The organism is Flavobacterium aquariorum (assembly GCF_003254745.1).
GTDB classification, from domain to species: Bacteria; Bacteroidota; Bacteroidia; order Flavobacteriales; family Flavobacteriaceae; genus Flavobacterium; species Flavobacterium aquariorum.
In genome coordinates, this window is record NZ_QKXH01000006.1 from 1 (window position 1) to 18155 (window position 18155).

Sequence of the window (18155 nt, forward strand, 5' to 3'; positions counted from 1 at the left end):
CCAAAACGAAAATAGCATTTTTGTGTTCCTGCAAAAAGGAAGCTGGTATTTGATTGGTGACCGTGCCTTCAACAGAGGCTTTTATGATGTTCGATTTTCCTTCTCCCCAAGCCATCAGAATAACCTGTTTGGCTTCCATTATTTTTTTAACACCTAATGTGATTGCTGTTCTTGGAGTATTGCTTAACCCTTTGAAATCGCCGCTTGCCGCCACTCTCGTGATATGGTCCAATGCCACCAATCTTGTTTTGGAATTCTGCAAAGAACCCGATTCATTGAATCCGATATGACCGTTACCGCCAATTCCCAGAATCTGCAAATCAATACCACCCAAAGCTTCGATTTTGGCCTCATAATCGGCACAATAATCCGCGATTTCTTCTTTTGACAAAGTGCCGTCAGGAATATGGACGTTTTGAGGTAAAATATCTACCTGGTTAAACAACAATTCTTTCATAAATCGCACATAGCTGTTTATCGAATCCGGTTCCATCGGGTAATACTCATCCAAATTGAATGAAATTACGTTTTTAAAGCTCAGTCCTTCTTCTTTGTGCAAACGCACCAATTCTGCATATAATCCCTTTGGGGAAGAACCCGTTGCCAATCCCAATACGCAGGATTCATTGTTTTCCTTTTTTAGTTGGATAAGGTTTGCTATTTCTTTTGCAACAGCCACCGAAGCCGAATTTGAGTTGTCAAAAACCACGGTGTTAATATTCTCAAATCTTTTTTCAAATCCTGTCGACTTATCTATATTGCTCTTTAACATTTTTTGATTTATTATGTTACTGTTTTTTTTACTGTGCTATTATTTTAGGCTCTGGACCAACTTCTGTATTTATGCCCTTTTATTGCAAAAAACAGAATCATAAAGTAAGAAGGTAATAATATTAAATAGGCGAGTTGATTTCCGCTTTTTACAGTTTCCTTAAGGATTTTGGTTTGGTTACTTATATCAATCGAATCGGCCAATGCACCATACATTAACGGAAAAATGGCACCACCTATAATTGCCATAATAAGCATAGCACCACCAATTTTGGTATAGCCTCCCAGGTCTTGAAGAACCATAGGCCAAATTGCAGGCCAGCATAATGCATTTGAAAGCCCCATTAATGCTACCAAAATAATTACGAGCGGTAATACTGGGATTCCTGGTATTGCAATCATTGTGTTCGGTGAAACGGTCACAATTGACAGTACCAAAATAACCCCCAGTGCACCAGAAATTTTTAAAGCGGTAACTTGAGAAACATATTTTGGAATTAAAGTCATCCCTAAAATGTAACCTATAACCATCGCTGTCATGGTAAAGGAAGTCAACTTTAGATAAAAATCCCCATTATCTCCATAAACACCCAATTTTTTTCCGAAACTGCCTATTGAATCTCCTGCCAAAACTTCTGCAGCTATATATAACATCAAAGTTATCACACCCAAAACTAATTGAGGACGCTGTAATACATCTCTAATCTGCTGAAAAATGCTTAGATGTGCTACATTTCCATCTTCGTCTAGACTTATTTCCGGAAGTGGAGAAAATTTAACCAGTATCGCTAAAACAAGTATAATCAATCCCATATAAAGATAAGGAGTTTGTAATTGCAGTGCAAGAGAGTCTAATGCAGCTGATTTAGCTGTAGCGTCTAGAGTAGCAATTTTATCGGATGTATAATCTGCCATATTAGACAATACTAATGTTGTTAATACAAGCGGTGCTATAAATCCAGCCAACTTATTGGCTGTACCTAAAATACTTATACGCGCAGCTGCACTTTCGCGAGGGCCAATTACTACAACATAAGGGTTGGCGGCAGTTTGTAAAACAGCCAAACCTGTTCCCATAATGAATAGTGCCCCCAAGAATAAACCAAAAGTTCTTGTTTCTGCAGCTGGATAAAACATAAATGCTCCAAATGCAATAATTATCAGTCCTATTGACAAGCCATTTTTATACCCTACTTTTTCAATCAACCAAGAAGAGGGTATTGCCATAACAAAGTAAGCGATATAAAAGGCGAAAGTTACAAAATATGCTTGTGATTCGGATAGTTCACATGCTAACTTAAAAAACGGAATTAAAGGGCCGTTTAACCAAGTTACGAATCCAAAAATAAAAAACATAAAGGTTAAAATAGCCATTGGTACCAATGTGTTATTTTGTTTATTTGCAAGGGAACTATTCATTTCGTTCATACTATTTTCGTTACTATTTATAATTTTAAATCTAGGTTTTTTGGTAGTTTGATGTGGAAAAAGGACTTTCTTAATGAAGTAACTATTTTATCTGCAGTAATTCATTCTCATAGAAACAAATAGTTTCTTGCAAAGCCCGATCAATTGTATAATCTGGTTTGAAACCTAATTGATTAAATTTGGTTGGGTCTGCAATTGAATGTTTAATATCTCCGGGTCTTTCTTCTAAAAATTGAATTTGAGATTTTGAGTTGGTAATTTCGATTATTTTTTTGGCCAGTTCCAAAATAGAGGTGCTATATCCCAAAGCTACATTATAGGTTTCTCCACCCATTCTTGAAGCCAAAACATTGGCTTTAACAACATCTTTTACATAAATAAAATCTCTTGTTTGTGAACCATCTCCATAAATAGTTATAGGTTGATTTTGAAGTGCTTTATTTATAAAAATAGGCACTGCTGCTGCATAAGCTGATTGCGGATTTTGGCGAGGTCCAAAAACGTTGAAATAGCGTAATGAAGCAGTCGGGACATTCCATTGATCCTGATACATTTTCAAATAAAACTCCCCATCCAGTTTTGTTACTGCATAAGGTGTCATCGGTTCGGGTGTCATTGTTTCAATTTTAGGCAAAATAGGATTATCTCCATAATTTGCAGCAGAAGACGACAGCACCACTTTACAGCTGTCGTTCTTCTTTGCAGCTTCCAAAATATTTATTGTTCCCAATGTATTTATTTCAATACACTCGTTTATGTTCAACAGGGATTCCGGTACACTAACCAAAGCAGCTAAGTGAAATATTCCACTGGCCCCTTGTACTAGTTCTTCCACAAGATTTTTGTCCCGAATATCTCCTTTTATGAATTTAACATTCAAGCCACTAAGATTTTTTTCAAATCCTGTTCTTAAACTATCCAATATGGTTACTTCGTGTCCTTTATTTGATAAATATTCGGCAATGTGACTTCCTATAAAGCCGGCTCCTCCTGTAATTACATATTTATTCATAGTTTTCTTTTTTGAGTTTTTTGACTAGTTTTCATACCAGTTTATCTCAGGATAATGCTTTTTTAAATATTCTTTTACCTCGAGTATATCTTCTTTTGCAGTTAAGTCAGGAACGTGTTCAGAAAAAGGAATCCCAACTGTCATATTTGGATGATCTTTTATGGCGTTTAAAAGAGCTGTTGGAAGTTCTTTTTCGTCTCTTTCCGGATGAACAGGACAGTTTTTGAGGTATGGATATAAAAGTGCTCCGTTAAATTTGAAGGCGTTCATACTTACTCTTAATTTACCTTCGGAATCCTTATAATCCTCAATATTATCAGCTGATGGTTTTTCAAGAATATCCAAGAGTTGATTATCTGTACCTAATTTAGCAATGGCAAAGCGCGAAATTCGTTCTGAAGGAAATTCCATTGCGTCCCGATCATAGCTTATGAAAGCATTTGGGCTATTCGTTTCCCTAAGTGCCAAAAGGGCTTTGGTCGAATATAAATTATCACTATTACACACTGAATATAATTGAGTGTTTAGTTCCGGATACTGTTCTACTGCCTGAAATAAAGCATCTGCTGTACCAAATGGTTTTATTCTGTTTTTAGGAACATGTTGAACTGCAAATGAAATGTTTAACCCGTAAAAATCATTGTTTTCCTTTTTACTTCCGTAAAATTCTTTAAACAATTCTCCCTGTTCACCAATGATAATATATATGTTTTTGTATCCGGCTTTTTTAGCATTTAGCAAAAGGTAATCTAATAAAGGTCTTCCGTTTGGACCTACTCCAATAAGTCCTTTACTTCTTTCATTGGCTTGTTGGATTTCTTCCTCATTTAAATTTTCCAAAGAAGCTTGTTTTTTCATTCTTGAAGAAGCTCCTCCCGCTAAAATAATTAAACTATTATGCATGTTTTTTATTTTTAATTACATTATAAAATTCTTGCTCCAGGATCTACACCCACAGCATAGGCCTCTTTTGCACCTGCTTCCAAAATGGACTGGACAACTCGTTCTTGATTTTTTGGATCAACAATTGCCACTATGCACCCGCCGCCGCCAGATCCCACAATTTTTGCCCCGTATGCGCCTGAGTTTAAAGCAGCATTTATCATAGCATCAATTTTTGGTACCGTAATTTTTAGTAAATCTCTCAAAACGGCATGATGGCCATTCATTAATTCCCCAATCTTTTTCAAATCAAGAGAAGGTTTCTGAAATTCTTTCAAAGCAAGTTTAGTGTATTGATGATTTTTTATTGCTGCTTCAAAATAAGGAATTAACCGATCCGGTAAAAAGTTGCAATATTTCTTTAAATCTTCATTTTCGGCAGTATTTAAATCAAAATCTTTATGATTTTGTTTTACAATATCGATTGCCAATAATGCATTGTTTTTTAATTCACCGATTAGTCCAATGGTTTCTTTTGGAACACCGGAAACACCTATAATGAGGCCTTTTAAATCAGTGCCTATAATAGAACAGCGAAACGGTTCACTTGTGTTGATGTGTACAATATTACCCATGCTGATACTATAATGATCCATCATACCTCCTGGTTCACCATGTTCTAATACTTCAGAAACATATCCCATTTGCGCAATAAATTCAGGGGTTACTTCATCATCAACGCCAAACGCGGTTATCAAAAAATTGATCCATGCAATTAGTAAGGCAGATGAACTCGATGTACCGGAATTGATGGGAATATTTCCGGTTACGGTAATGTCATATCCAACAGTTGGAATGCAGCCATGTCTTCTAAGAACCCTTAATGAAGAGGCAAAATAGTCTCGTGGTTTTAATTCGGGGAAAGTTTCATTGATGTTAATTATTCTTATTTCATCAATATCTACCATATCTAGTTTAAAAACGTTGGTTGTATTTTGTATTGCAGTTAATTTTATTTCTCTGTCAATTGCGCATGCTATAACTGGCAATCCGAGATAATCTTGATGGTCTCCAAAGAGACAAGTACGACCCGGAGCTAATGATGTAATTTTCTTCACTTATTAAATATGTTAAGTTGCTGAATATTAGTAATTTGTATTTAAAATAATTATTGATAATTATTCATTGTTTTTTTCAACGCAACGAAATTATAGATTAACTTTTAATTAAACAAGTAAAATCAAATAAAATGTGCTCGAACACACTAAATTTATGTTTTCGAGCACACAATATTTATGTTTTCGAGCACAATATTTATAAAGTATCCTTAAATTAGCAAAATTAGTTAGTGGATTTACTGGTGTTAATTTTAAAAACACAGTAGGGTTTTATTATGTTTTAAGTAGTTCCTTTGAGCAGTTTGTTTACAAGCGAAAAAGAATGATTGTTGTAAAAGGAGCGTAATTGGAGGATGATAATTCAATTTGAATTGAACCTATTTATTTCATTAGATTAGGAAAAATAATTACCATTAAATCTTAGGTCTAAAAACTTAACGAAAAACTTATATATTTGTGATTATGAATAAGAAATATACAATAAAAGATATTGCCCAATTGGCTGGAGTTTCGAAAGGAACTGTGGATAGAGTTCTACATAAAAGAGGAAAAGTTTCTGATGACGCTCTAAAAAAAATCAACGAAGTTTTAGACGTTATAAACTACGAGCCAAATCTTATTGCCAGAAATTTAAAGAACAATAAAGTGTATCGCATTTGTATATTGCTTCCAGATCCAAAAATAGATCCTTATTGGCTACCTTGCATAAAAGGGATTGAAGATGCAGTGCAAGAATTTAGAGCTTACAATTTTGCAATCGAGACTTTTTTCTTTAATCCGGAAGGAAAAAAATCATTTTTAAAAATTAATGAAACAGTTTTGGAAAAATCGCCAGATGCCGTTTTGTTGCCACCTTTATTTCATAAAGAAACATTGGAAGTTATCAAGAAATATGATGAGTTAAATATTATTGTAAATACCTTTAATAACCAAGTTCAATCGGATTCAATAAAGAGTTTTGTTGGTCAGGACTTATTTCATAGTGGAAGAGTAGCTGCAAAATTATTGGACTTACTTTTAAAAAAAGGACAGATTGCCATTATCCATATTGACGAATCCATTAAGAACGCCATTCACATGCAGGAGAAGGAGAGGGGCTTCCGCAATTATTTTAGTGAAAAACAAAATCAGGACTATAATATCACTACCTTAAAATTAAAAAATCCCAATGTTGAAATCAATTTTAACAACTTCCTAAATGAAAACCCCGATTTGTCAGGAATCTTTATTTCTACTTCAAAAGCCTATCAAATTGCTAAAGTAATTAGTGAAACAAAGCATAAAAAAATAGCAGTCATCGGTTATGATTTAATTGAGAATAATGTAAATTATTTGAATCAAGGTGTAATCGATTTTTTAATACATCAAAATCAAAAAAGACAAACCTATCTTGGGGTTACGTCAATAATAGAATTTTTTCTTTTTGATAAACAGATTCCAAACACTATCCTTCTGCCCATTGACATAGTGAATTCTGAAAACGCTTCGTTTTATATAGAATAACTTATCCTTTATATTTAATTACCAAAAAGTAGCTATACAGAAATTACTAAGTTCTGTATAGCTGCTTTTATGTTAACTATTTAGTTTCAAAATAGCGCTAATCATTTTTATTGCTATCACTTAATTTAATTAGTGCACACAATTCTATTTGCTTTTATAGTTTTATGTGCTCGAGAACATTATTTTAATGTGTTCGAGCACATTTTATTTGTTTTTGCTTGTTTTATTAAAACGTAATCTATAATTTCGTCACGTAATAAAAAAAGCAATCTTTAATTCTTATGAAGAATATCCTTTTAAAATTTATTTAGATTTAAATAAGTTTTTGAAAACAAGCTATTTATTCTTGTTTAGGTTGTTTTTTTTCTTAATGGATCTTAGATGAATTGGACTTTGAATCATAAGTTTTTTGAATATCAAAAAAAACAGCAAATGTAATCTTTAGCCGCAAATAAATCCGACTGCTTTTTAAGCCCAATTATTACATTTCGATGAACTGCTAACACATAAATTTATTTCATAAAATGATAAAAATATTAATCATTGGAGCCAGTGGACAATTAGGTTCCGTTTTGACCCAAAAACTGCAGGAAAAGTATGGTGTTGAAAATATAATTGCTTCCGATTTGCGCATGAACCCATCGTTTAATGGTTGTTTTGAAGTTCTTGATGCTACAGATTTTGATGCCTTAAAAGAAATAGTCATAAAATTTGGAATTACCCAAATATACCATCTTGCGGCAATTTTATCTGCGAATGGCGAAAAGGCGCCGCTAAGTACTTGGGATATAAATATGAAATCTCTATTTAATGTTTTGGAGGTTTCAAGATTGACCAATATGGAAAAAGTGTTTTTCCCTAGCTCTATAGCCGTTTATGGGAATGATGCACCAAAAATACAAACGCCACAAGATTATGTTTTGGCACCTTCAACGGTGTATGGCATCAGTAAAGTTGCTGGTGAAAATTGGGCCAAATATTATTATGAAAAATATGGTCTTGACATACGTTCCATAAGATATCCGGGTGTAATAGGACATCAGTCATTGCCAGGAGGCGGCACAACAGACTATGCAATTGATATTTTTCATAAAGCTGTTAAGAACGAGGTTTTTGAATGTTTCTTGGAGTCTACATCAGTACTGCCAATGATTTATATGGATGATACCATCAGGGCTACCATTGAATTAATGGAAGCGCCCAAAGAAAATATTACCGTAAGAACGTCTTATAACTTGTCGGGGATGAGTTTTTCGCCTGAAGAGTTAACCAAATCCATTCAAAAGATTTATCCGGAATTTAAAATAGTCTACAAACCAGATTTTAGACAAAAAATCGCCGAAAGTTGGCCATCCAGTATTGATGATTCTGCGGCTAGGGCTGATTGGAATTGGAAACCACAATTTGATATTGATGCGATGACCAGTATTATGATTGAAGAATTGAAACTAAAATATACTGCTGAACTTAATATTAATTAGACCATCATGTACGGGACAACAAAAAATGAATTGATAAACGAGTTGGAAAACATAAAATCTAACGGACTTTATAAAAATGAACGAATAATTACTTCAAAACAAGGAGCCGAAATTAATACAACATCCCAAAATAACGTATTAAATTTTTGTGCAAATAACTATCTGGGGCTCGCATCCAATTCGGACGTAATTGAGGCTGGAATTGAAGCTTTAAAAAGATATGGTTTTGGACTTTCGTCCGTTCGCTTTATATGTGGGACACAAGATATTCACAAAGAACTGGAACAAAAAACAGCTGCATTTTTAGGAATGGAAGACTGTATTTTATATGCTTCTGCATTTGATGCCAATGGGGGGATTTTCGAGCCGTTACTATCTTCTGAAGATGCAGTAATATCAGATGAGTTTAATCATGCCTCTATAATTGACGGTATTCGCCTTTGTAAAGCAAATCGATTCAGATACAAGCATAATGATATGGGAGATTTAGAAGAACAGTTAAAAGCGGCTAGTTCCTCAAGGCGAAAATTAATTGTTACGGATGGTTCATTTTCTATGGATGGAACAATAGCCCAATTGGATAAAATATGTGACTTGGCAGACAAGTATGGAGCTTTGGTTATGATCGACGAATGTCATTCTACCGGTTTCATTGGGACCAAAGGGAGGGGCGTTCATGAATACCACAATGTTATGGATAGAGTAGATATTATCACGGGAACTTTTGGAAAAGCTTTGGGAGGCGCTTCGGGTGGATTTACGTCTGCAAGAAAGGAAATAGTTGAATTGTTGCGACAAGTTTCCAGACCTTATTTATTTTCAAATACAATAGCTCCGTCCATTGTTGGCGCTACTTTAAAAGTGCTTGAAATTTTAACCGATTCTACCCATCTAAGAGATAAATTGGAAGAAAATACAAAATATTTTCGTCAGGAAATGACAGCTGCCGGATTTGATATTGTTCCTGGTTTGCATCCCATAGTGCCTATAATGTTATATGATGCACAGCTAGCCCAAGATTTTGCACGAAAACTATTGGAAGAGGGAATTTATGTAATTGGTTTTTTCTACCCGGTTGTGCCAAAAGGAAAAGCCAGAATACGAGTTCAGCTTTCTGCGGGACATGAACTGGATCAAATAAAGAAGGCTATCAATGCTTTTGTTAAAGTTGGAAAAGATTTGAAAGTAATTGAAGGCAATAATACTTTTTAAGTTATAGTTAAAATTCAATTAAATCAATCAAAAACAGAAATAGTCGGTATAAAAAAAACGGATAGTATTTAGATTCTAATACTATCCGTTTTTTATTTGATTCATAGAATGCTATATTTTATTCTTTTAAAATTAATGTTCCGAAAGAAGAAGCTATATGGAAATTGGGTGTTTCCGTATTTGGATTTACCCAGGTTATCCAGATTGGTTCAAAATTTCCTTTTTCGTTCTGGGAATATTTTGCCCGAAAAATACCTGTTTCGATTTTGTTATTTTTGATTAAATTGAAATATTTTAAGGATTGAATCGAAATTGAACCTTCTACGGTGAAAGAATCCTTTTTTACGGATGATTTTACTACCATGTCATCTTTCGGCCAACTCCAGCTAAAATCCAAATTCTTATTTGGATAAGCAATGAAATCCATTAATCGTGCTTCAGAATCCATTTCCAAGCAGTAATAAGGATTCATGGAATCGTCGGACCTAAAAAAAAGTTCGACTCTATCCGAATTATTGATTCTGTCAAAACTATCATCCTGTTTTTCAATGTGAATTGATGAATCCACAACGGTGAAGTTGAAAAATAATTTTTCAGAATCCCAAAGTGCCTTGAATATAATCTTTGATGGCTTTTCACTATCCCATGGAGAGCAAAAATCGGTCAACGGCATGGCATTATTCCATAGAATGTCATCTCCTTTTCCGGTGAGAATCAATTGTTCTTTTTCGATTAAATTTACTGTGTATTCTTTTATTTTGTGATTCATTTTATACTGAATTGGTTTTTTGGATAAAACTTAGTTCAAACATTTTTCGCAAAAAAATAATTAAAAGAAATGTCAATTTTTCCCCTTGTAAAATCACTATTTCTGTGATGTTATTAACAGTACTTTTTTGAGCTCTAATTTTTAACTGCAAATAAGCAAATAAAATTAGAAAAAAGGGTTATTCTAGTCTTAACTGATAATTATTTAATTTTCAATGATATTATTTATTTTCTACAAATTAATATCATTTAATCAGTATTTCAATCATTTGTCAGGAAATATAATTCTAAATCTGATAAAACTATTTTTTTAATTATTGGAATTGTATTACAAAAAATGTGTGATTATTCAATTTTTTGTGCTCGAGAACACAAATTTAATGTGTTCGAGCACATTTTTTATGTTTTTCCTTGTTTAATAAAAATATAATATATAGTTTCGTAATTGAATTGTAGATTTTATTGTTTGAATTTTAATTTTTAACGATCAAAAAAATGACTTTATCATCATTTTAACTTTAAAAATGAATATGTATTTAGTTAAACATTTTCTTTTCTAAAAACACTTTAAAAATTTAAAAATCAGAATAAATGAAACAAAATAAATTCTTCTTTTTTTATGAAATTAAAATAGACGTGTTTGATTTCATAACACAAAAAGAGGAACGAATTGAAAAAATATTGATTAAGTATACCAACCAAAAAAAACAATAAGTATGAATGAAATAACCAAAAACAAGCAGGAGCACTATCGGCTTAACATTTTCTCAGGGAGAATGGTCAAAATTACTACCGTTTTACTGTTAAATTGGACTTTGCAGGCTTCAGCATCAGAAAGTTTTAAGACAAATCTTCCTATTGAAGTTAATGTTCAAAATGTACAAAAGCAAATTAAAGGGAAGGTTACCGATGAAAGTGGTTTACCTATATCTGGAGTAAATATCCAGGTAAAGGGGAGTAAAGAATCTGTCCAATCAGAATTTGACGGATCTTTTACAATTAATGCAGATGAAGCTTCGGTTACTTTGGTTTTTTCCTTTATAGGCAAAGAAACTAAAGAAGTAAAAGCTGGTGCTGGTTTCGTGAATGTCGTTTTGAAAGAAGAGGGACTAAAAATGAACGAAGTAATTGTTGTTGGGTATGGTAAACAAAAGAAAGGTGACGTTACTGGCTCTGTGAGTTCTATTGGTAAAGATAACTTAAATTTAGGTGGTACTGTTGCCAATGTCGGCCAAGCCTTGCAAGGTCGTGCATCTGGAATTCAGGTACAACAAAATAATTTTGCTCCGGGGAGTACACCTTCTGTTGTTATTAGAGGTGGTAACTCAATCAATACTTCTAATTCACCATTGTATGTTGTTGATGGATTTATTACAAGCACCGGTGCATCTATTAGCCCAAATGACATTGAAAATATTCAGGTTTTAAAAGATGCTTCTTCTACGGCCATTTATGGTGCCAGAGGAGGAAATGGGGTAATATTGATTACTACCAAGAAAGGAAAACTTGGGAAAATGCAAGTTGAGGCCGAAATCTCGGATGGTTTTCAAAATATAATTAAGGAGCCTTCTTTGTTGAATGGACAACAATACGCCAGCTATCAAAATGCACTTGCTGCCGAAAATGGTAAGCCGCCGGTTTTTCCTTCCAGTTTTCCAATTGCGAATACCAATTGGTTTGATGAAGCAACGCGTCAGGGAAGCGTAATCAACAGAAGCCTTACTTTTAGCGGAAGCGACAAAGTGTCTAAATTTTTTCTTTCAGGAAACTATATAAAACAAAAAGGAGCTTTAGAAAATACTGATTTTGAAAGATACACTGTTAGAATGGGTGCCGAGAAAAAATTTAATGATAAATTAAATATGGGTACCAATGTTTATGGTGCTGTAAGTGAAGGAAACAACAGTGATTTTGGGGACAACATTTTATCTCCGATGTATTCTCTTCAAACTGCACCTCCTAGTATTCCTGTTTACAACCCTGATGGATCTTATTATAAATTTCAAGGAAAGGATAACGCATTGGCTCTTTTGTTAGAACCTACAAATCATATAATCAATAGATTGGTAAACGGAAGTATGTTTTTGGACTATGAAGTTATCAAAAACTTAACTTACCATTTTGGCGCAGGGGCTGAGTGGCAAGAGAACATACAAGGAAATTATACCCCTAGTACGCTTGTTGCTGGAGCCGCCTTAAAAGGGATTGGATCTGAAGAAAATAAAACATATTTTAGGTGGAGTACAGAGCAATATTTAACATATAAATTTACAACTGGTGAGCATGCTGTAACCGCGATGTTGGGAACTTCAAATCAAAAAGATACCTACGAGCGATTAAAAGCAGTAGGTACTGGTTTTAGCAACGATTTGTTGACATATTACAACCTTCAAGGAGCCGAAGTTTATCAGAAACCGGAAACTGAGAAAACAGAGACGAAGCTTACTTCGTATTTCGGTAGGTTGAATTATTCATTTGCTGATAAATATCTAGCTTCTTTCACTATAAGAAAAGATGGTTCATCCCGTTTTGGTCCAAACAATAAATATGGGATCTTCCCATCTGGGGCCGTTGCTTGGAAACTCTCAAATGAATCGTTTATACAAGACCTAAATACTTTTTCGGATTTAAAATTAAGAGTCAGTTACGGTATTACAGGGAATGATGGTATTGGAGATTATTCATACATGAGTAGACTTGTTTCTTATGGGGTAACAATTGCTCCTGATGGTTTTGTTGGCGGTACGGAGCCTGCTAATTTAGCTAACCCTAATTTGAAATGGGAAGAAACGGCTCAAACCAATTTAGGTTTGGATATGGGATTCTTTAATGGAAGACTTAGCGGGACTATTGATTTCTATAAAAAAACAACAAGTGATGCACTTTTAAATGTTCCTGTTGGAGGATGGTGGGGTTTTGGTACTCAAAGAATTAATTCGGGAATTATTGAAAATAAAGGGTTTGAGCTTGGCATAAGCAGCGAAAACTTTAGAACAGATAATTTTTCATGGAGAACATCTTTAAATTTCGCGTACAATAAGCAGGAGATTGTTGAACTTGCTGACAATGTTAAAATAATTAGTACCAATACATCCAACCCAAGCGGTGTAGTTTCAGGTCAAGAGTTTACAAGATTAGAGCCAGGAAAAGAAATGGGAGTATTATTTGGTTATGAATATGCGGGAGTTGTAAAAACAGGAGAAGTGTATGCGCCGCAACCATTGTCTAAGCCAGGAGACCCGAAATATGTGGATGTAAATGGAGACGGAAAAATTACGGCCGATGACAGAACTTATTTAGGAAATTCTACACCTCATTATCTTGCAGGGTTTAATAATGATTTTAGATATAAAAATTTCGACTTGAATATCTTTTTTCAAGGGGCTTTTGACTATTCCGTGTACAATATGACCGCAATGGTAGGAGAATCATCTACAAGTACAGACGTCTTAAATCGTTGGGTTGCCGGTACAAATGAAAATACAGATATTCCAAGAAACGGCTATTACGCAAGTAAATATGGTAGTTATGTTAATTCAAAATTTGTTGAAGAAGCATCTTATATTCGTTTGAAAAATGTTTCTCTTGGATACTCTATTCCCGAGAGTGCATTGAAACAAGTTAAATTTATAGATAGTATCAGATTGTATGCTATTGGTCAGAATTTGGTAACTTTTACAAACTATTCTGGAAATGACCCTGAAGTAAACGCACATACAGCTTCAGTTACATCACAAAACATTGGTGGAGGAATCGATTTCAACTCATTCCCAGCTTCCAGGACTTTTATTTTGGGTTTAAAAGTTACAATTCATTAGTCTAAAAAGCTTTTTTACTAACACTAAATTTATTAAAATGAAAAAATATACAATACTATTACTTTTACTTACCGCAGGAGTACAATTTTCGTGCAACAACGATCTTGATCCCACGGTATACAGTAATTTGACCAATACAAACGGGTATCAAACAAAGTCGGATGCCATTGCAGCCGTCAATTCAATTTATGGCAGGCTAAAAGGACCTGTTGTTGGAGATAACTTTTCGTATTGGGCAACGAGACATTTTGCTTTGACAGATCTTGCAACAGATTTAGGACATTGCCAATACGGTGGTGATCCAGGACAACTCTCTTTAGGAACTTGGAATGCTGCCAATGGATTGCTTAAGGAAGATTGGAATGCAATGTATAAGTTGATTGCCAATGCCAATAGTGCGATTTATAACATCGCGCCTATGACTGGAATTTCGGATGCTGAAAAAGCGCAATTTATAGCCGAAGCCAAATTTTTAAGAGCTTCTGCCTATATGGACTTAACGGATTCTTGGGGTCCGGTAATTTTAATTACGGAAGCCAATTTGGGAAACCCTGCTTATTTAGATCAAACACCTCCAACATCAGTTGAGGATATTGATGCTTTCTTGATTAAAGAACTTAATGACGCAGCAGCTGTATTGCCCGTGAATTATAAAAGCAATGCAATTTATGATAGTAATGATGTGGGGCGTGCCACCAAAGGTGCTGCATTAACATTGTTGGCAAAATTGTATTTACGCAGCCACAGCTGGCAACAAGTAGTGAGTGTTACCAAACAGGTAATGGACCTTAATGAATACAGCCTTTTCCCCTCTTATAATGGATTGTTCAAAGAAAGCAACAAATGGTGTAGCGAAAATATTTTCTCTTCCCTTAGTGATGCCAATACAAATGGAACGGAATTGTTGAATCATTTTGGACCAGTAGATCATCCTGTTGTTCAAAACAGATGGCAGTATTATACTGTAAACTGGGATTTCTATAATACTTTTGGTGATGAAGATGACAGAAAACAATGTTTCTTCCCAGAATTTATGGGTGTTGACGGTTTGTTGCACAAGCAAGCTCCTACATTGGGTGCTGAACCACCTGCAGGTGAGTTCTACATGCCGGATGTATCTACCAGAAAATACGCAGATGATGAAACTACTACTTATTATGATGGTCACAGTGTAGATATTTTACGTTATGCCGATGTATTGTTAAGTAGAGCAGAAGCAATAAATGAACTTAGTGGGCCTACTGCCGAAGCAATAGATCTTATCAATCAAGTTAAAGCAAGATCACACGCTAAACTTTTGGTTTTGGCAGATTACAATCAAACAACTTTAAGAGATGCTATTTTGCAAGAAAGAGGTTGGGAGTTCTTCTTTGAAGGAAAACGTCGTTCCGATTTAATTAGAATGAACAAATATGATGTTCTTGTAAATGCATATCACCTTAGAGTAGGTGAAGCAGCTCAAATCAAGATGCCTCAAAATAAATTTTATACTTACCCTCAAAGTCAAGTGGATCTTAACCCTAAGTTAAGCAATGCCGACAGACAGTAAGTAGTAATTTGGTTGTTTAAATTTAAGACCAAGGATATAAAACATAGTAAATAGGGAAACTATTATATCCTTGGTTTTTATAAAAAAGGACTAGCATTTTTTTTAAAACACACATAAAATGATCAAGAGATTTTTATCAATAGGACTTTTTGTTTTCTCGCTATCAATACTGATGAGCTGCTCTAATAAAGGCAATTGTATCCAAAATATCATCGTAGGAACTCATGGTAACAACGAATTGAAAATTCAAATCGATGTTACTACAAGTACTGATGCAAAGGTCTATGTAGAATATTGGCGTGAGGCAACTGGAACTAAAGGTAAAATGACTTCCTTGACAACAACTAGTGGAACAAAACATTCTTTGGTACTTTGTTCTATTAGGCCAGACACTAAATACAACTATCAGGTTGTGACCATTCAGGATGATGTGAAAAACACTAGTAAAGTTTATGCTTTCAAATCCAGGCAATTGCCGGAATGGTTTCAAAAACAATTCAAAGCCAATTGTCCAAAGCCTAATTTATTACCTGAAAATTTCAAAAAAGGCTTTATGCTTTTAAGCAAAAGAGAAACCCCAGGAGTGGCTTATATAGTGGATTATAAAGGAAACTTGAGATGGTATCATACTGTAGAAGGGACGGGATTCAAAGTTTCCTGTTTTACCGATGACCAAACGATTATTTCCATACTAGGAAAAAATGATGAGCCAACGAGTTATGGCAGTGAGATTTTAGAAATTAATTTGCAAGGTGATACGCTAACGCACATCAAAAAAGGTCAAGGCGATTTTAAACAAGTTATTCATCATGAAATTTTTAAAAAATCGACCAACGAAATCGTGACTTTGTTTGTTGATGAAAGAATAACCGACTTATCCTCGATAGGCGGTAAAAAGAAAGATACCATCAATGGTGACGGAATTATTATCATGGATAAAAAAGGAAAACAACTTTGGAAATGGAGTGTTTTTGACGATTTAGATCCAATGAAAGATAAAGCATTGTTGAAAACAAAAAAGGATTGGATGCATGCCAACAGCTTGAATTACGACAAAGACGGCAATTTTATTATTTCGTTTTATAACAACGGCCAAATTTGGAAAGTAGATGCTAAAACCGGAAAAGTAATCTGGAAAATAGGAAAAGGCGGGACAATGACAATGCCAGCCAACTGTAATTTCTCGCAAGCCCACGCTGCACATATTAACAAGGAAGGAAGCTTAATGTTTTTTGATAATGGTGTCGATAAAAAACAATCTTCTGTTTTTGCTTTTAAAGTAGATGAAAAAGGCAATGCCATAAAACTGGATTACCAAGTGAAATTACCGAAGGAAATCTATAATGACAGAATGGGAAGTGCCTATATGATTGATAAAGAAACCATATTGTGCTGTTGTTCTAAAAGACACATAACTGTTTTGACCAATAAACAAGGGGTTTTGCTATGGGCCTTAGAGTCCGAAATTCCTCCTTATCGAGTTAAGTTTATTCCAGAAGATAAACTCAAACCGTTTCTTTTTAACTAAAAAAATAACCAAAAGGTGAGAGATGTTTCAATTGGAATAACTTCAAGTACCTGGATTTAATAACTTATCAGTATGAAAAAAATAGTTGTTATCGGAATCCTTTTTGCTTTGCCAATAATGATTTTTAATTCTTGTAATTCGTCTTCGGCCAATACTGTTGCAAAAGAAGAAACAAAAGACGAATCTTATATTACCATCGATACTTCAAAAATTCCAAATGATAAGTTTGGCGAATCGGTGCGTTATGGAAGAGAATTAATGCTAAGAACGGCATATTATATTGGTCCAAATGGAATTAAAGGAAAATATTTGGGCAATAAAATGAATTGTACCAATTGCCATCAAGATGCAGGGACGAAGCCTTACGCTTTCAATTTGATGTCATCGCATGACAATTATCCACAATACCGTGGGCGAGAAGACAAAGTGCTCACGCTTGCAGAACGCGTAAACAATTGTGTGATGCGTCCACATTCCGGTAAACCTTTGCCATTGGACAGTGACGAAATGGTTGCTTTTTTATCTTATTTTAAATGGATTAGCAAGTTTGTACCAAAGGACAGTTTGTTTAAAGGAGCTAAAAACCTAAAAATTGAATTCCCTGCAGTGGCAGCAAGCCCTGAAAGAGGAAAAGTACTTTTTACCGAAAACTGCGCTCGTTGCCACGGAAATGAGGGGGAAGGGAAATTCAACGAAGACAAATCAGGATACGTTTACCCACCTTTATGGGGAAAATATGCGTACCAACCTGGTTCGAGCATGCATAGAGTTATCAAACAAGCACAATGGTTAAAAGGGAATATGCCTTTTGATAAAGTAACTGTTGGTAAACCCTATTTAACCGATGCACAAGCACTTGATATTGCGGCCTATGTGAATGATGATTCCGTTCATACCAGACCAAATCCTAAAACATTGGATTATCCAGATCCAAAGGCTAAAGCAATAGATTATGCTCATGCTCCTTTTATTGATCCTTTTAGCGAAAAACAACATAGACTAGGACCTTTTAAACCCATTATTGAATATTGGAAAAAACAAGGTTGGGAAGCTATTTATTAAAGGTTTGATAAAACAATCTATTA

Annotated in this window: 13 protein-coding genes; 7 read left to right on the top strand and 6 right to left on the bottom strand. The window is 34.5% G+C overall.

Features of this window, described 5'->3' with window-relative positions:
- From DOS84_RS10160 to DOS84_RS10180, 5 genes are all read right to left on the bottom strand, one after another.
- A partial coding sequence (locus DOS84_RS10160) for a 6-phosphogluconolactonase (protein WP_207802044.1) occupies positions 1–772 on the bottom strand: 772 nt, incomplete at its 3' end.
- A gap of 44 nt (positions 773–816) precedes the next feature.
- The gene (locus DOS84_RS10165) at positions 817–2199 is read right to left on the bottom strand and encodes a sugar MFS transporter (protein WP_243636359.1); all 1383 of its coding nucleotides are present in this window, start codon (positions 2197–2199) and stop codon (positions 817–819) included.
- An 82-nt stretch (positions 2200–2281) separates the two neighbouring features.
- Entirely contained in the window at positions 2282–3211 is a 930-nt protein-coding gene (locus tag DOS84_RS10170) for an NAD-dependent epimerase/dehydratase family protein (RefSeq protein ID WP_111410024.1), read from the bottom strand.
- Positions 3212–3235: 24 nt separating this feature from the next.
- On the bottom strand, positions 3236–4114 hold the full coding sequence (locus DOS84_RS10175) for a sugar phosphate nucleotidyltransferase (RefSeq protein WP_111410025.1): 879 nt from the start codon (positions 4112–4114) through the stop codon (positions 3236–3238).
- 20 nt (positions 4115–4134) lie between these two features.
- Positions 4135–5211, bottom strand: a complete 1077-nt coding sequence (locus DOS84_RS10180; RefSeq protein WP_111410026.1) for a mevalonate kinase family protein — start codon at positions 5209–5211, stop codon at positions 4135–4137.
- A gap of 462 nt (positions 5212–5673) precedes the next feature.
- Here DOS84_RS10180 and DOS84_RS10185 point away from each other — a divergent pair, with 462 nt between their 5' ends.
- From DOS84_RS10185 to kbl, 3 genes are all read left to right on the top strand, one after another.
- Positions 5674–6714, top strand: a complete 1041-nt coding sequence (locus tag DOS84_RS10185; protein WP_111410027.1) for a substrate-binding domain-containing protein — start codon at positions 5674–5676, stop codon at positions 6712–6714.
- 524 nt (positions 6715–7238) lie between these two features.
- The gene (locus DOS84_RS10190) at positions 7239–8195 is read left to right on the top strand and encodes an NAD-dependent epimerase/dehydratase family protein (RefSeq protein WP_111410028.1); all 957 of its coding nucleotides are present in this window, start codon (positions 7239–7241) and stop codon (positions 8193–8195) included.
- A gap of 6 nt (positions 8196–8201) precedes the next feature.
- Positions 8202–9407 carry a glycine C-acetyltransferase gene (gene kbl, locus DOS84_RS10195; RefSeq protein ID WP_111410029.1) on the top strand — a complete coding sequence of 402 codons (1206 nt, stop codon included), beginning with the start codon at positions 8202–8204 and terminating at the stop codon, positions 9405–9407.
- Positions 9408–9525: 118 nt separating this feature from the next.
- Here kbl and DOS84_RS10200 read toward each other — a convergent pair whose 3' ends face one another.
- The gene (locus DOS84_RS10200) at positions 9526–10176 is read right to left on the bottom strand and encodes a sugar-binding protein (RefSeq protein WP_111410030.1); all 651 of its coding nucleotides are present in this window, start codon (positions 10174–10176) and stop codon (positions 9526–9528) included.
- A gap of 715 nt (positions 10177–10891) precedes the next feature.
- On the opposite strand from DOS84_RS10200, the gene DOS84_RS10205 reads away from it, so the two are divergent.
- From DOS84_RS10205 to DOS84_RS10220, 4 genes are all read left to right on the top strand, one after another.
- Entirely contained in the window at positions 10892–13993 is a 3102-nt protein-coding gene (locus tag DOS84_RS10205) for a SusC/RagA family TonB-linked outer membrane protein (RefSeq protein ID WP_111410031.1), read from the top strand.
- A gap of 37 nt (positions 13994–14030) precedes the next feature.
- Positions 14031–15542 (top strand): RagB/SusD family nutrient uptake outer membrane protein, encoded by a 1512-nt coding sequence (locus tag DOS84_RS10210; RefSeq protein ID WP_111410032.1) that lies wholly within the window; start codon positions 14031–14033, stop codon positions 15540–15542.
- A gap of 118 nt (positions 15543–15660) precedes the next feature.
- Positions 15661–17070: an aryl-sulfate sulfotransferase gene (locus tag DOS84_RS10215; RefSeq protein WP_111410033.1), complete on the top strand. Its 1410-nt coding sequence runs from the start codon at positions 15661–15663 to the stop codon at positions 17068–17070.
- 72 nt (positions 17071–17142) lie between these two features.
- Positions 17143–18132 carry a c-type cytochrome gene (locus tag DOS84_RS10220; protein ID WP_111410034.1) on the top strand — a complete coding sequence of 330 codons (990 nt, stop codon included), beginning with the start codon at positions 17143–17145 and terminating at the stop codon, positions 18130–18132.
- Positions 18133–18155: the final 23 nt, after the last annotated feature.